At 62.8% G+C, this 14,982-nt stretch carries 13 protein-coding genes and 1 pseudogene; 10 read left to right on the forward strand and 4 right to left on the reverse strand.

The annotated features are described in order from the left end of the window. The first annotated feature begins 1 nt into the window (after position 1). The 6 genes from ASD65_RS06180 (at position 2) to ASD65_RS18940 (ending at position 5,153) form a co-directional block, all read left to right on the forward strand. On the forward strand, positions 2-457 hold the full coding sequence (locus ASD65_RS06180; RefSeq protein ID WP_056219918.1) for a PTS sugar transporter subunit IIA: 456 nt from the start codon (positions 2-4) through the stop codon (positions 455-457). Then, the gene (locus ASD65_RS06185; protein ID WP_056219921.1) at positions 454-744 is read left to right on the forward strand and encodes a PTS sugar transporter subunit IIB; all 291 of its coding nucleotides are present in this window, start codon (positions 454-456) and stop codon (positions 742-744) included. The genes ASD65_RS06180 and ASD65_RS06185 overlap by 4 nt, the downstream gene beginning before the upstream one ends. Positions 745-784: 40 nt before the next feature. Then, complete coding sequence (locus ASD65_RS06190) at positions 785-2,248, forward strand: PTS ascorbate transporter subunit IIC (protein WP_056219924.1); 1,464 nt, start codon at positions 785-787, stop codon at positions 2,246-2,248. Positions 2,249-2,326: 78 nt separating this feature from the next. Then, complete coding sequence (locus ASD65_RS06195) at positions 2,327-2,977, forward strand: HAD-IA family hydrolase (protein WP_056219926.1); 651 nt, start codon at positions 2,327-2,329, stop codon at positions 2,975-2,977. 147 nt (positions 2,978-3,124) lie between these two features. Beyond that, complete coding sequence (locus ASD65_RS06200) at positions 3,125-4,735, forward strand: exonuclease domain-containing protein (RefSeq protein WP_082561594.1); 1,611 nt, start codon at positions 3,125-3,127, stop codon at positions 4,733-4,735. 82 nt (positions 4,736-4,817) lie between these two features. After that, on the forward strand, positions 4,818-5,153 hold the full coding sequence (locus ASD65_RS18940) for a hypothetical protein (protein WP_156378793.1): 336 nt from the start codon (positions 4,818-4,820) through the stop codon (positions 5,151-5,153). Between the two features lie 93 nt (positions 5,154-5,246). Here ASD65_RS18940 and ASD65_RS06205 read toward each other — a convergent pair whose 3' ends face one another. Beyond that, complete coding sequence (locus ASD65_RS06205) at positions 5,247-5,990, reverse strand: hypothetical protein (RefSeq protein WP_156378794.1); 744 nt, start codon at positions 5,988-5,990, stop codon at positions 5,247-5,249. Between ASD65_RS06205 and ASD65_RS06210 the strand changes: the two genes are divergently transcribed. Continuing rightward, positions 5,974-6,153, forward strand: coding sequence for a helix-turn-helix domain-containing protein (locus ASD65_RS06210; RefSeq protein ID WP_056219934.1), 180 nt, complete (start codon positions 5,974-5,976; stop codon positions 6,151-6,153). The genes ASD65_RS06205 and ASD65_RS06210 overlap by 17 nt on opposite strands. Positions 6,154-6,415: 262 nt before the next feature. Here ASD65_RS06210 and ASD65_RS06215 read toward each other — a convergent pair whose 3' ends face one another. Then, complete coding sequence (locus ASD65_RS06215; RefSeq protein ID WP_056219937.1) at positions 6,416-7,219, reverse strand: S1 family peptidase; 804 nt, start codon at positions 7,217-7,219, stop codon at positions 6,416-6,418. A gap of 99 nt (positions 7,220-7,318) precedes the next feature. Further along, complete coding sequence (locus ASD65_RS06220) at positions 7,319-9,199, reverse strand: hypothetical protein (protein ID WP_056219940.1); 1,881 nt, start codon at positions 9,197-9,199, stop codon at positions 7,319-7,321. Between the two features lie 684 nt (positions 9,200-9,883). Here ASD65_RS06220 and ASD65_RS18710 point away from each other — a divergent pair. From ASD65_RS18710 to ASD65_RS06230, 3 genes and pseudogenes are all read left to right on the forward strand, one after another. Then, positions 9,884-10,021, forward strand: a pseudogene (locus ASD65_RS18710) (ATPase, T2SS/T4P/T4SS family); the annotation flags it as partial. Positions 10,022-10,267: 246 nt separating this feature from the next. Then, the gene (locus ASD65_RS06225; protein WP_082561595.1) at positions 10,268-11,002 is read left to right on the forward strand and encodes a TIGR02391 family protein; all 735 of its coding nucleotides are present in this window, start codon (positions 10,268-10,270) and stop codon (positions 11,000-11,002) included. 267 nt (positions 11,003-11,269) lie between these two features. Next, positions 11,270-12,976, forward strand: a complete 1,707-nt coding sequence (locus ASD65_RS06230; RefSeq protein WP_056219943.1) for a hypothetical protein — start codon at positions 11,270-11,272, stop codon at positions 12,974-12,976. Here ASD65_RS06230 and ASD65_RS06235 read toward each other — a convergent pair. Further along, positions 12,973-14,445 carry a hypothetical protein gene (locus tag ASD65_RS06235; RefSeq protein WP_056219946.1) on the reverse strand — a complete coding sequence of 491 codons (1,473 nt, stop codon included), beginning with the start codon at positions 14,443-14,445 and terminating at the stop codon, positions 12,973-12,975. The two genes, ASD65_RS06230 and ASD65_RS06235, sit on opposite strands and share 4 nt — an antisense overlap. Positions 14,446-14,982: the final 537 nt, after the last annotated feature.

Below are 14,982 nucleotides of genomic sequence, written 5' to 3' on the forward strand. Positions count from 1 at the left end.
CATGCTGGCCGACCACCTGACCGAGGACACCATCCTCTTCGCCGATGAGCCGATCGGCTGGCGCGAGGCGATCGAGCGCGTCAGCGAACCCCTCCTGCGCTCAGGCGCGATCAATCGCAGCTACGTCGATGCGATGCTCGAGGCGATCGCGGCTCCCGGCGGCACCTACATCGATCTCGGCTACGGCATCGCCCTGGCGCACGCCCGCCCGGAACGGGGGGTCCTCAAGACCGGCGTCTCGGCACTGCGGGTGCGCCCCGACGTTCTGCTCAACGATGAGCCCGAGCATCCGATCGCCCTCTTCGTCTGCCTTGCGGCAGCAGACTCTTCCAGCCACATCGCCACCATGGCGCAGCTCGGACAGCTTCTTTCAGACGATGCCGCGCGGGACTCCCTGCTCGCGGCCCACACCGCCGCCGACGCACTGGCGGTCCTCACGGCAGGAGAAGACGAATGACGAAGTTCCTCGCGGTATGCAGCACCGGTCTGGGCAGCAGCTTCATGGTGCACATGAACATCGACAAGGTGCTCAAGGAGATGGGCATCACCGGCATCGACGTGGACCACGCCGATCTCGGGTCGGTGTCGCGCGGCGATGCCGATGCGGTGTTCGTCGGCCGCGACATCGCCGAGGCCGCCGAGGGCCTCGGAGACGTGGTGGTGCTCAACAGCATCATCGACCTGAACGAACTGCGCGCCAAGGTCGGCGACGCAGCACAGCGATACGGCCACTCGGCCGGTTGACACCGGCCCGAGCCTACAGACGAAAGGACCCCCACCAGTCATGGATGCGGTACTCGATGTCCTCTTGGACATCTTCACAAAGCCGGCGGTCATCGTCGCACTCATCGCCCTCATCGGCCTCGCCGTACAGGGCAAGGGTTTCAGCGACGTGCTCAAGGGCACCGTCCGCACCCTCGTCGGATTCCTCGTGCTCGCCGCAGGTGCCGGTGTCGTGGTCGGCTCCCTCGATCCGTTCGGCGCGATGTTCCAGAGCGCGTTCAACGTGCAGGGCGTCGTCCCCAACAACGAGGCGATCGTCGCTCAGGTGCTCCTGGACTACGGTTCCGCAGCCGCGCTGATCTTCTTCTTCGGCATGATCATCAACATCGTGCTGGCCGCGACGACCCGCTTCAAGTACATCTACCTGTCGGGACACGTCGCCTTCTACATCGCGGCGATGTTCGCCGTCATCCTGGCCGTCGCGGGCTTCGAGCCCTGGGCCGTGGTGCTGTGGGGCTCGATCGCGCAGGGCATCTACATGGTGGTCTCGCCGGCGCTGGTGCAGCCCTTCATGCGCCGGGTCACCGGAACGGATGACGTGGCGCTCGGCCACACCGGCGGCACGGGCATCGCCCTCGGCGGACTGGTCGCCCTGCTCACACGCGGCAAGGGCACGTCGAAGTCGACCGAGGAGATGAACTTCCCCAAGGGGCTCGGCTTCCTCCGCGACACCACTGTGATCGTCGCGCTCTCGATGGCCGTGATCTACATCATCGTGGGCCTGTTCGCCGGAGCGACGTACATCGAGACCGAGCTGTCGAACGGCGAGAACTTCATCGTCTACCTCCTGCTGCTCGCGGCGACCTTCTCCGCCGGTGTCTTCATCATCCTGGCCGGCGTCCGCGTCGTCCTGGCCGAGATCGTCCCGGCGTTCAAGGGAGTCTCCGAGAAGCTCGTGAAGAATGCCAAGCCCGCTTTGGATGTGCCGATCGTGTTCACGTTCGCGCCGAACGCGGTGCTCATCGGCTTCCTCTCCAGCTTCGTCGGCGGCATCGTCGGCATGCTCGCGATGGTCGCCATGGGAACGACGGTCATCGTGCCCGGCGTCATCGCGCACTTCATGACGGGCGCTGCGGCCGGAGTCATCGGCAACGCGACCGGCGGACGCCGCGGCGCGGTCCTCGCGGCCTTCGCCAACGGCATTGCGATCACGTTCCTGCCGCTGCTCCTGCTTCCCGTCCTCGGAGACGTCGGCTTCTCGAACGCCACGTTCTCCGATGCCGACTACGGAGTGTTCGGACTGATCCTCGGTGGCCTGTCGGTCGCCGGCGGCCAGATCGCGATCATGGCCGGTCTCGTGATCTCGCTCGCGGTCCTCTACACGATCACCTTCGTGATGCGTGCTCGGGACAAGGCGAAGGCCAAGGCCGAGTCCACGCCCGAGGCGCTCGCCGCAGAGGAGAAGGCCGACGAGATCGTCGAAGCCGGACACCCTGCTGCCGCCCCCAACACCGGCAAGCACTGATCCACGGCCCAGAACGGGGGCAGGATGCCACGGCATCCTGCCCCCGTTCCGTGTCTCCCTCGACCAGAAAGGCATGACATGACCCAGCTCCGCGTACCCGTAGAAGGAATCCTGTTCGACTGCGACGGGGTACTGGTCGACTCTCTGGAGTCGGCCGCGATCGCGTGGGACGCCTGGGCGGCGACCTACGCCCCCGGCTTCGACTTCCGCACCCAGATCGAGCACGGCGTCCGCGCCTCGGACACCGTCGCCGGTCTCGTCGCCCCCGAGATCCTCGCGGAGGCGATCGCGGCGCTGGAGGCCGAGGAGGTGCGCGGTGCCGGCGGCACAGTCCCGATCGACGGCGCACTCCCCCTGACGAGCAGCCTGCCCCGCGACCGCTGGGGCGTCGTCACCTCAGGTGTCCGCCCGCTCGCGATCGCACGCCTGATCGCCGCCGGTCATGCACTTCCCGATGTGCTCGTGACCGCCGACGACGTCACGCGCGGCAAGCCCGACCCGGAGCCTTATGCCCGCGGCGCCGTGGCGCTCGGAGTCGCCCCCGCGCACTGCGCGGTGTTCGAGGACGCCTCCGCCGGAGTGCGGGCGGCTCGCGCGGCGGGTATCGGATTCGTCGTGGGCGTCGGCGACCATCTCGAGGGCGCCGTGGTGGATGCGGTGGTTCCGGACCTCACGTGGGTGCGGTACGAGGGTGGCGTGCTGGTGATCGGGATGCCGGCCCAGGACTGAGAGACGACGGCGAGTGTTCTCTGCAGAACTTCCGGCACCGCGGCGTCTCCAATGCCAGGCTGATAGGACATGATGATGAGCGCGTCACTGGGGCGCGCGTCCGATCAAACGTCTTCAAACGGTGTCGGCGAGTAGCTGGGGAGAGCAATGGGACTGCGTGATTGGCTGCTCGGTAAGAAGGAAAAGTCCGTGGTTCCCGCATCGGCACCGGTTCGTTCGACCGTTGCTGTTGTGCCTCCAGAAATCGCGGCACGCTTCGTTGTGATCGACGTCGAGACGACTGGGCTTTCACCGAACGGTGACCGCATCCTCGAACTCGCTGTCGTTCACGTGGATGATCGCGGAGGTCTCGTCGCCGAGTGGGTGACGCGCTTCAATCCGGAAGGGCCGGTCGGAGCAACCCACATTCACGGGATAACGGATGCCGACATCGCCGATGCTCCGTACTTTCGAGACGTCGCCGCGGAGATCGCGCGACGGATCGGCAGCTTCCCCATCGCCGCGCACAACGCGCGCTTCGACGTAGCCTTCCTGCAGGCCGAGTTCACGCGGGCAGGGTGGGATGTACCGCCGCTGGCCATCTATTGCACGCTGGACGGCAGCCGCGACCACTTGCCTCTGCTGGATCGCCGACGACTTGTCGACTGCTGCTGGGCCGCGCGAGTCCAGCTCACTACGGCGCATTCCGCGCTCGGCGATGCTAGAGCGACTGCGGGCTTGCTCGGCTTCTACCTCGCGGGAGCGGCGAAGAGTTCGACGCGGGATGTCCTCACTCTGCTCCCCGACCGGGCGCGATCAACCGTGTGGCCGTCAGGCCCGTCGCGGTCGCCTTCCACCATCACCGTGAGCAAAGCGACGACCACCTACTCACGCCGGTTCACGCCGGCGCGCCCGGCTCAGCCGCCGTTACTGCGTCAGCTCACCGACGTGAGCCTTGCAGAAGTCCTCGATGAGGGCGCCCCCGAAGGGTCTCTGCCCTACTTCGAGACGCTCCTCGAAGCGCTCGAGGATGGCGAGATCAATGACGATGAAGCCGTCACGTTGCTGGACCTCGCATCACTATACGAGCTGACCAATGAGCACCTTCGCGCGGCGCACCAGGCTCTCCTTCTCGCGTTAGCCCACAAGGCGGTCGACGACGGGCACGTCTCACACGACGAGCGACGTGAACTGATCGCGCTCGCCACCGCGCTCGATGTGCCCGACGCAATCGTTCAAACGCTGATCGCCCACGCGGATACGGCGCGTCTCGCGCGGAAGGGCGCAGGATTGCGTGACTTGCCCGAGGACTGGCACCTCGGCGAACCCCTCCGCGTCGGCGACAAGATCGCATTCACCGGATGCGAGGAGCCGTGGCGGTCGACGATCGAGCGGCGTGCGGAGAGCCTCGGGGTGCGCGTCATGGGAAACGTATCGCGGCTCACGACGCTCCTGGTGACTGACGGCAGCATGGATGGCACTAAGCTCGCGCGTGCTCGCGAAGTGGGCACACGCGTGGTCGATCCAGCCTCGTTGGAGGTCTTACTCCAGCACCTACAGCCCGCGCGCCCTGTCACGACGCCACCGCCCATTGCACGCCCCGCGAAACCCTCTCCGAAGGCAGAACCGCGTACCGGCGCGATCCCAAGCGCTCCGCCAAACGAGATTCGCGCCTGGGCAATTGTCAACGGTCATCCAGTGGGCGTTCGAGGCCGGATCTCCTCCGACATCTTGGAAGCCTACGAGTCGGCCCAAACGAGTACCATTCGAGTGCCGTGATCCTAGAGCGAAGCCTCATCAGCTCTCGCCCATAGATCGGATCACACCGTACGCGCGCCGCGTCCGCCACACGGAGCTGATGATGTTCAGCCGCAGCGAAGAACTCGCGCTACGCAAAGAAGTGTTCCGAAGGCTGGACGACCAGTTCAATGCCCCTGGAGGGACTCGAATCCGAAAATGCGCGTTTTCGCTTGCTACGCCTAGCTGCATCCAGCAGCAACTTCCGCGGAATTACGCGGATTTTCGAGAGTTCGACCGCATTGCCGAACATGCAGAAACACTTAGCTGCAGACAGGATGCGGGCAAATTGCGGGCAAAAAACCCGCAGGATTCCGGGGCTAAATCGGGCTTTCGCGGGACTCGTTTTTGCCCGCATCCGTGGACGCCACAATATCTGAGCACATTGATCAACACATGAAGCTGAAACCGTCAGAAGTGCACAAATGCTAGAAACCGCGGTCAGTCAACTCCGCTGACAATAAGGCGCGGACGGACTGTCGAGACTCGGGGATCAGCGACCGACCGACGGACCTGATGACCCAGGGCCAACGACGGGGCCCGTGACCTGCTCGCGAAGCTGCTGTTCGCGAGCCTGGACGTAGACCTCGCGACCGGTCTCCTCGTCGACAAGACCAGCGACGCGGGCACGATTCATCATTCGCGTCGCGGTGCTGATACTGACACCGAGTTCCTCTGAGACGAGCTTGAGCGGTCCGTCGTTGATCACCGATCCGAGTCGGTACAGCCTGACCGCCTCACGCAGGTTCTGCTCCTCAGAGCGCCCTTCCTCCGTGCGCAGGCGAGTGATGTACTCGACGTACGACTCGGGATCTCCCCCATCACGGTCGATGCGGACGACGAGAGCCGCAGCCCATTGCACGATCGCCTGCACACGAACGTCGCGCAGCAGCGTCGTCGTCACCTCATCCCCCAGCCCGCTACGGTCCACCCGCACAGACTCAGCCACCGCGCGACGCAATGTCGGGTCGTACACGATGCGCGCATGGATCGCGCCCGGTATATCAGGAAGGCCCGTCACGACCGCGCCCCACGAGCGTGGAATGTGAACGCCGTCTCCCGCGTCGATGATCTCCGCGTCGACCTGTTCGATGGCGAGTTCGGGCATGCTGCGAGTGTGCCAGTTCCTCCGAATTTGAGCAAGCGATGACATCGGGCATTCACGGGTGTACAGTGCGTGAGCAAGTGATGTCATTAGTTGCCCACCGAAGGAGAATGTCATGAGCACGTCATCCACCTCACTCGCGCTGACCATGAAGGACGCCGCAAAACTCGTCGGCGTCGACTACCGCACGATCAAGCTCGGCATCGAGAGCGGGACCATCCCCACGGTCCAACTCGGCCCGCGCCGGATGATCCCCCGCGTGCCGTTGCTCCGCGCATTCGGCGTCGACGTCTGAACAACCGGCTCGTCTTGGGCAACGGAAGCCGCCCGTTCGCTCAGGATCCCTGTACGGGCACTCGCCTCGAGATGGATAACACTCGTAGCGATGAGCGAGCGTCCAATGACGGTCCCCAACCAGGTTACTTCGCAATTACTGACGATGATCGTCAGGGGGGGGTGATCGCCCGGTCATGTGCGTCAGGTCGACAGCTTCCCCCGAAACCAAACCTCTCAGCCGACAACCCCAACCTTTGTTCAGACACCCGCTATGCGGCGAGCTAGCCGAGCAGGTCGCCCACTGGATCGAAGACGGCCCGGTGCTGCAAGATTTCGGAGATCAGGTTCGGTCGCCACACGTACCCAAGATTGGACCTTTCATCGATGCGACCCGAATAGATGCCAAGGAACGCCGAAGTGTGCTCGAGGACCCCGATGGCGCCGCCGCCAATGATCGGTATGTTCTCGCCGCGCTTCCAATGCGCGAAGACCGGCGAACCAGAGAGTCCGTCTATCGTGGCGCTATCAATCAAGATGCGCGGCAATTCATCGATGTTGAACGCAGGTTCGTTAGCAAGTGAAGCCCGGGTCCAAATCCCCAGGGTTTCGGTACCACCATTCCGATTGAGCGGAAACCCGATTACAAAGACGTCTTGGCCGGGCTCCACTCGAGGGCGACTGCCGAAAACCCAAGTCTCGCCGATGTGTGTGTCGATCATCGCGACGTCGTCCCACTGAGGCAGCTCGACTGCTGCGATGTCGCACGGCGTCCAAGGGTGCTTGAGCCACCGTGCCGCTCCAGGTTGGAGCAACTCGATCCGCTTGCGCACACCAACCGTCGGGTCCTGCGCCGATGGAAACCAGACAGCCGCGGAGGCCGGAAGGCGGCGGCCGAACTTGGGCGTATACGCGTTGTCATGTGTAAGACCGCCGAGAACGTGCTTGTTTGACACCAGGTAGTGCCGGTCATCCTGAAAGACGACGAATCCGCTCGCAGTCTGGATAGAAATGCCGTCAGGGTCGAAGGTTTCAATCCATCGAGATCCCAGTGACTGTGGCATCACTTCCGGCGAATCGGCGTTCATTTACTCAGGATGACATGCTCGCCCGCGCCGGCTCGATCACGCCAGCCCGTCTGCTTCCCGTCTCAGCGATAGCAGGTTCGAGCGACGACCGAGTCTAAGCTAACCGCCCGCGGCATTCTCGGGGGCTTCCGGTGCACTGTCGTGGGTTCCAAGGGACTCAATCACCTGGACTTCTAGAGGGAAGGGCATCGCCCTTGTTGCCTCGCGCTTGACGTGTGCCACGTCCTGCGGGCTCCAGGCCGGGGCGGTAGTTGCCAACACGATCGAGTCAGCACGCAGGATGGACGCGACTCGCAACAGCTTTGTGGTCTGGGGACCTCGGAGCTTTGGACCGAACTTCCCATTGATCTTCGCCTCGACCACCAGAACCCGGTCGTCCGCGCACGCTAGAACATCGATTTCAGCGACGGGCATCTGGGTCTCAACATCTATGAATTCAACCTCGGACAGATCCACGTATGTTCGGCTTTCCCCACGGAGCCTTGACGATGCCGCCTGTACGACGTCGCCGTTTGTCTCCAAGAGCTCGCGAAAGTTGGGGTGAAGGTCGTAGAACCACTTTGGCTCCGCGGACGAGCGCTTCCAGCTAGAAGACACAAGCGGATTAGCTGCCGCGCATTGCGTGCACTCGTAGGTTGGACCCAGCCGTTCGGCATAGACAAAGGAGGGTCGTCCACACTCCTCGCACCCCAGCACCAGTCCTCTCCGGAGCAGGCGAGCCTGTGTCAATCGATCGACCAGATCGAGGACTTGACTGGTTGAAGCGTCGATCAGGCGGTCTTCCATCGCGCGAAATGACAGGTAGGGATCTACGCCGAGCACGACTACTTCGGGATCTCGTTCCGACGGTCTCGGGCGTCGCTCGAGAGGCACGAAAGCCCGAAGCATCGACATGCGCGCCGGGGTTGCGAAGTCGAGAAGGTCTTGCCTAGTTCCCAAGCGCGAACGAACCAGCTCGGCCCGACGACCGGCGTCCGAGAACCTGACGTCCATTCCCTCGCGTGTCGCCATAGCGCGGACCCAAGCCAACAGAGAAGGCGACTTGATTCGTGGCCGGCCCACGCGTGAGGTAAGCAAGGAGCCCGAAGCCACGAATCCCATTGACCTCGGGCTGTAGCTCAGCCCGTCCCCACTTGCCCGGATGTTCACCTCGGGGAACGGACCGTCCTGTACTGAGATCGCGCTGGTCGGGGCATCCCGTGCCTTGGGGGTCAGGCTTCCCCTGATCGCGACGTCGACATACCAATACGGCACCTGTCCGCTGGAGGTTGGGAATAGCAGGTTCGAAGGAACAGGACCCTCCATGCCGAGGAGAGCTACCTGCGAACCGTCCGGTTCGATAGACACCGGGAGCGAGACCGTTAGGCCGACGTGCTCGTCAACATAGAGCGTCGTCAGGCCACTGCTCAGCGATGGTCGTCCCGGCCACACCGTTTCTCGATCGAGTGTCTCCATCTGCTCACGGCCGGACGGGTCGATGATGAGGTCATATTCATGCGTTCGCAGTCGGTCGCAGAGCTGTCGGATGTAGGCCTCGTCCTTCGAAGCGGAGGTGATGGCAAGTCGTCGCGCCTGATTCTCCAGCATCGAACTCAACAATTCGGTTGCGGGGTGAATCTGCTTTGTCCAGGTACTCCGGTCGTCGAGGAGGTCCGTCGTCAGCCAGCTCGCGCCACCCAGCAACCGATCGTAAGCGAGCGCAAGCGCGAAGTCCTCGACTGTGTCACCGACCACGATGACGCCGCCGTCATCTGCGAACCCTCTGCTAACTCGGGCAAGGCGTTGCTCGGCCCAGTAGACGCTGGCGTCTCCATCGTCGCCTGCGGAGAGGTCGGCCGGCGCATCGGTGTCTTTCAAGCCGATAAGCCATCCCAACGCCTCCGTTGACGGTTCTTGCCTCGGTCCGAAGTCGTTCGTCACGCCGAGCCGGAGCGCAGCTAGAAGACCCACATCGGATCGCCAGTCTTGAGAGGCGACCATCGTAGAGCTCGGCCTTCCAGCGGGTGCGGGTGCGATCGGGCCCCTTTCCGGACGCGCTGGATCTAAGCGCTCTATGAATCGCACTACCTCCGCCGACGGTCCGAGTTCACCGCGTATCCGAGCCATACGGAGCGGCGAGCACCAACTAGCCACTACCGTGCGCGCGCTGCTTGCAGCGTGGTCGACATGCGACAGATTCGTGGTGCGAATCATCTCGAGGCGGTTGGCCTCCCCCGCAACTCCGCGAATTTCGATCTGACCGGGGTACAACTCCTCCCAATCGGCCAACGGCAGTCGCAGTGCGACCACGTGGTCGGGATCATACGCGCGGACCAACTCAGCGAGTGCGTGCGATGGGGCACCGGAATCGCGGTCATACGGGACGAGTATCCAGCCCGACCCACCCCAGTACTCCCCCGCGATTGCCAGCGCTCGCATGGCCCAATCACGCCACCGCAGATCGTCTGGAATAAGTAGCGCCAAGCGGGGGGGACGAAGACTGAGTGTTGCGGATACAAACCCGACGTCGGAAGCCACCATCGTATTGAAGCGCATAGTTCGAGCTCCGCTGATGACCTGGTTGGCCGTGTTGCGGGCGGGTGAGAAATCAGCGGCCAGGCTCCTGAAGCGACGGCGCCGCTGATACTACTGCGCAAAATGAACACGGCGCCCTCCAATTTGGCGCTGCACCAGACGGGCGAGACGCCGCGGCGAAGACTCGTCAAAGAGACGCTTCGGATGCGGCCCGACCGGCTGATCGTCGGGGAGGTGCGCGACGCCGAAGCGCTCGATCTGCTGCTCGCGCTCAAAACGGGCGCTCCCCATTAAGCAATTGGAGTACATGGAAGTGATTAACGGCGGAGGCCTCGATCCGATCGACGGACAGTTTGCGGTGCCAAGCGGCATGACTGCTGTTGCGCGGTATCCGTTGGCTGCTTTATCCTCGCCGCCGTGGGAGTGGCAATCGCATATCGTCTACGCGCACCACAAGCATGAATGGTGCCCGGGGTCGATACGGACTCCGGGTGACTTCGGTTGCCCTAGGCGGAGTTTCGCTATTCTTCGGGGGTGGACGAAGAATGGGCACTTGGAGTTCTGGATAGCTGGATCGCTGACGCTTCGCTCACCCGCGAACGGGGCGCATATGGCAATGATCTGACGCCGTGGGCGGGCCGCTACACCCCAGCAGTGGACGCCCTGCGCGAGCGTGAGGATCAGACTGCGCATGTAGTCCAACGGGCCTTGGGTCTATCGCGACTCCCTTCGCTCCTCATCGTGGCGAATGATGACGAGGTGGAAGTTCAGGAGGGCATTGATATGGCCGCCCGTGCGAGAGGTCGGATTCGTACGCAGGCGGAAACCAAGGCGAAACTCGGCTCTGCTGCTCCCTCGATGAAAGCCGATGCCCTGCACCCAATGATCTGGGGAGCCGCCTCGGGGCGTTGGGAGTCGGGCCACTACTCCGACGCTGTTCAGAGGGCCGCTACTGCGCTGAGTGGGCTTGTGAAGGATCAGACTGGCCGCTATGAGCTCGGAGACAGCCAGCTCATTCTGCAGGCCTTCTCGCTCGATCCTCCCCAGCAGGACAGGCCGCGCCTGCGTTGGCCGGGAAATGATGACGACCTCACCGTGAAGTCGATGCGTGAGGGCATCCTCTACATGGCGCGTGGGGTATTCGCGGCGGTGCGCAATCCTGCCTCCCACTCAACCGATGACCTGCCAAGGCAGGAAGCCCTAGAACAACTCGCAACGCTGAGCATCCTCGCCCGGTGGATCGATCGCTGCGATTTGGTGACCATCTAGTCGAGCCGCGCACAGGGTGCCGCCCGTAACCTTTTTACGGAAACTCCTACGTGACGTCTTCTCGGATAAGGAATCCTGATTCAGTGGGCTCACGATCTGGGGAGTGCAACGTTCCCACCTCTTCGCTGAGTACAGGAGGTGCCCACGGTTTAGGATTCGGTTCTGAGAAGGCCATGTATCGACTCAATCGACAATAGCCCTCCGTTTGATCGTAGGCAGTCGTCCTGTGGAGCCCAGCGATGATCGAACGTGTGCCACCCTCGGCCTATGGATATGAGGATCATCGACCTCGACGCAACCATTGGCGGCGTGGAGATGCCGCCCAAAAGCGCCGCGATCGACGGGTTGCAGGAGATCATTTCGGTGATCTCGCCCCGACTTGTGAGCCTGCGGTGGCTGGCGCTGAAGCGGCCTGAGGCATTCGCCCCTGCGTTGTTTAGCTTCGGCCTTCGCAGAAGGTCCCAGGTCGCGGACACTCCTGCACTGCTTCCCTCTGAAGGGTGGGGTGTTGCGCATCTGGTACCTGCGGCCGACCGGCTGCGAATCCGTTTTGGAGCCGACTGGGATCCGCTTTCGGGGGGCGATACGTGGCCCCGAGCCATTTACCAAGCCATCGACGATGGGGTGATGGCGCTCTGGTACCTACGTGCCGGTATGACGGTTCCGGCGGCCCTGATCGCCCGAACCCTTCTTGAGCGCTGGACGTTGAACGTCGCGAACGAGTTTGACCTTGAGCGCACCGACGGTGAGCAAGACGAGGACTTCATTTCGCGTGTTTGGTCCTCGTATCCACACGAGTCGATTCCTCGTGACGCGGGTCGTTGGTGGGCTTACCTCTCTGAGTTGCTCCATGGGCGAGCAGGCACGGAGGCCTTTGGTGAACGGGCGGCAGTGCCGATCACCTCCGACCTAGCCAGAAGCGTCCACCCGCATGCCGCTGTCTGCCAGATAGTCGAGCTCAGCCTCCGTCAGGTAAGGGGTGCCCTCTCGACCATGGCTGAATCCGAGGGGTTGAACGAGACGATCGCGGTATTTCAATGTCGTCCCCCGAGAATCTCGTCTGTCCCAGAACCCTTTCGCCTCACCGACGCCTTCCTTCCGCTGGAGTACTACGAGGCGAACCGGGTTAGGTCGGAACAATGGGTGCAAGTCGCCGCGATCTACCGTGAGAAGGTCGCGGATGACTCGGGCGATCTGTTGACTCGATTCAGCCCAGCCATGGCGTTTGAGGCGCTGCTGGAACGTCGGGGACGAGCGGTGGAGCGCGCTCGGCTTGCTTTCGAGGAGGAGAAGCGCCAACTTGGCGATGACTTCGATCCTGGGCTGCTGGCGTCCAAGATGTTTCGCTTTATCGCGATTGCCGAGACGGGCCGAATACTCGCCGACAACGCCGAAGGCCCCGAGCGAGATGCCCTCTCGACTGCTGCGCATGCGGTCGACGGTGCGGCTCATTTGTGGCTGGAGGACTCTGACTATTCGATGGGATGTGTTCGGGTTCTTCTCGAGCAGACGGCTAGGCTCCGCGTTCATCGTCTAAAGAAGGAGCGAGCCTTGCGACTGGAGGAGAATGCTCGCACCCCGTCGTCCCGTTGGGTCTCCTACGCAGGATGGGGTCGGCTGGCGGTACTGGTGAGGGCCGTGAACGAGTTCTCGCACTTGGGCCTGAGAACCCGGCGCTCAGGTGCAAGAGACATTCTTCGGCTCCTTCAGCTTGATGACAAGCAGTTGGAGACGGGGCGCGGGTCAGCGCTGATCAGCGTGGCTTACATGTTCGCATTCGAGCTGCATGCGCGGCTCGCGCACGAGCCGGCGGTTGCCGACCTGTTCACCGAAACCGTGACTCTACTTGACGAGGCAGGGCACGTCGCCCGGCTCGAGGCATACCTGAACATGGCCCAACAGTCACGCGACACTAGTCTTGGCGACCCCGACTTTGTGAGCGCTGAAGAGTACGCATCCCGGGAAGGTCTCTAGTCCAGGCCGTCCTCATCGTCTTCTGCACCGACGTATGTGCCGTCCGTGACGCCATCCAGATTGCTGGCTGACTGCTTGGGGCGAGCATCTACGAGGGTGAAGTGAACGTTCAGACCGGTATCAGCGCGCAAGTCTTGAACCGCTTGCGGTAGCGCCTGGGTGCGAGCTCTCTCAGTCGGTGTGTCTGCGTATCGCACAGCTAAGAACCAGCCGTTGTCGCACTCGGCGCTCTCCATGTAAGAGGTCAGTTGGTCTCTCAAACCATTCCAGAACTTCCCGTTTCGCAACTTCTTGATCTCGAGGAGAAAGCGCGTTGGTCCTTCGGTGAATACGAAATCGACGGGGCCACGCCCGAATTCAACCTCCCGATCAATGTGTACTCCCCGCGCAACTCCTGCGATCTTCACGACTGCTTTATAGAGCTGCTGAACTGCCGCTTCGCGCTTCGGCCGCAGGCTCTTTTCGTTGTAGAGAAGGGGCCAGCCACCCTCTTCTTCGACGTAGTGCTTGAACTCTGCCGTGACGTTCTTTATGAACACTGTCAGGCTCTCCGCGCCGTCGGGCGCCGACGGGATATCCAGCTGATCTACGATCCCGCGCGCTCGGCGCTCAGCATCGTGCAACCCTTCTGGGTCTCGATTCACGTCATATGGCTCCGGGGCTTGCTCTGCGCGGGCTTCTGTCCAAGCGCGAACAAGGTCGGTGTGCTGACGGGCGAGCGCTACTATGTCCGCCTTACGAAGCCGCGCTCCGATATCTAGATTGAGATCATCGCGCAGCCCGGGCTCCACATACTCCCACCAGTCGTCGGCGTTGAGCGTCGGAAGTTCGCGCAGGAACCGTTTCGGAGTGAGGAGGACTGGCTTCCCGTTGAGCGGGTTCGCAGGGAGTTGTACGCGCTTAGGCTCCCACCGTTTTCTGAGCTCATCGAATCCAGCATTCTTCACCCGGAACTCACTCATCGGAATTGCGTTATCCCGAGCTACTTGTTGGGTGTACTCAATGAAGCGGTACTTCAGGATGTTGCACGTGATGTCGGATATTCGGTCCCGCCCTATCCTCTCGACGAGCACCCCCAGTTCCTCGAAACGGCGTAGATCTTGTAAACCTCGTTCAATGGCGATGCTCATCGCCCGCACTATCTGCCGGGCAAGACCTGAGCCTCCGCCGGATCCGTCAGTAGATTTGGCAGTCACGCCGAGGCCGAACTCTCCTGGCTCGGGAAACTTCATGAGGTCCACCGTCTTCTTGTACTGAAGCGATGCGGGCGACTCGTGGTGCCCTGCAAGGATCGTGAACCCTCTCTCAAAATGCCCCGCGATGATGTCGGCGCTCCCTTCCCAGAACCCCTCCTCTTCCGCGTAAACGAGGAACGGATCGACAAAGAGCGGGGTGTCGATGTCCAGCAATGGATCGAACCATTCCGTCTCGTCGTCAACCGCTATTCCGTAATGCTCGCTGAAGTACATGTGGCCCTCCATGCCTTTGAGACGACCGTATCGCCACACATCGCGTGCGCCCGGAATGACGGTTCAGCCAGTCGCCACCTCGGACGGAGAAGATCTTCGGAAGCGCCGACCTGTTCGGGCTGGGTGATCTTCTCTCGAATCGTGAAGCCAAGGAGTCGCCGGCGGTCCGACAGATGCGAGCGGAGTCGCCGGACCGGTGGCACCACTGCGGGAGCTGCCCCGCCATTGAGCTGAGCGACACCTCCTATGTCGCAGGCGCGAGGGCAATCAGTGGCCCGCCTATCGCGGTTGGTCAACGCCCAGAAGCCGGTCGTTCATCAGATCACGCAAGGACTTCGCGAGGGAGCCTGAGGTCGTCTCCCGCTACGTCCGAATAGCCCGGCCGAGGACCTGCCCGCTGATCGCCCGCCGATCGAACGCCGCTACATCCCCATCCCACGCCCCGCAGTCGGCGCCCCGACTACCGGCCCGGTTGCCATTGCCGCCAGGTCCCGCGCCCGCGCCGCGCGCCGCACCTCTGCCTGAGTCGCGCGCACA

Source organism: Microbacterium sp. Root61, from assembly GCF_001427525.1.
Taxonomy (GTDB): Bacteria; Actinomycetota; Actinomycetes; order Actinomycetales; family Microbacteriaceae; genus Microbacterium.

Bases quoted from the DNA above. Each gene is read 5' to 3' on its own strand.
- ASD65_RS06190 (WP_056219924.1), top strand. From the start codon at position 785: ATGGATGCGGTACTCGATGTCCTCTTGGACATCTTCACAAAGCCGGCG.
- ASD65_RS06235 (WP_056219946.1), bottom strand. From the start codon at position 14,445: ATGTACTTCAGCGAGCATTACGGAATAGCGGTTGACGACGAGACGGAA.
- ASD65_RS06185 (WP_056219921.1), top strand. From the start codon at position 454: ATGACGAAGTTCCTCGCGGTATGCAGCACCGGTCTGGGCAGCAGCTTC.
- ASD65_RS06230 (WP_056219943.1), top strand. From the start codon at position 11,270: ATGGATATGAGGATCATCGACCTCGACGCAACCATTGGCGGCGTGGAG.
- ASD65_RS06210 (WP_056219934.1), top strand. From the start codon at position 5,974: ATGAGCACGTCATCCACCTCACTCGCGCTGACCATGAAGGACGCCGCA.
- ASD65_RS06195 (WP_056219926.1), top strand. From the start codon at position 2,327: ATGACCCAGCTCCGCGTACCCGTAGAAGGAATCCTGTTCGACTGCGAC.
- ASD65_RS06200 (WP_082561594.1), top strand. From the start codon at position 3,125: ATGGGACTGCGTGATTGGCTGCTCGGTAAGAAGGAAAAGTCCGTGGTT.
- ASD65_RS06215 (WP_056219937.1), bottom strand. From the start codon at position 7,219: ATGAACGCCGATTCGCCGGAAGTGATGCCACAGTCACTGGGATCTCGA.
- ASD65_RS06220 (WP_056219940.1), bottom strand. From the start codon at position 9,199: ATGGTCGCCTCTCAAGACTGGCGATCCGATGTGGGTCTTCTAGCTGCG.
- ASD65_RS06180 (WP_056219918.1), top strand. From the start codon at position 2: ATGCTGGCCGACCACCTGACCGAGGACACCATCCTCTTCGCCGATGAG.
- ASD65_RS18940 (WP_156378793.1), top strand. From the start codon at position 4,818: ATGTTCAGCCGCAGCGAAGAACTCGCGCTACGCAAAGAAGTGTTCCGA.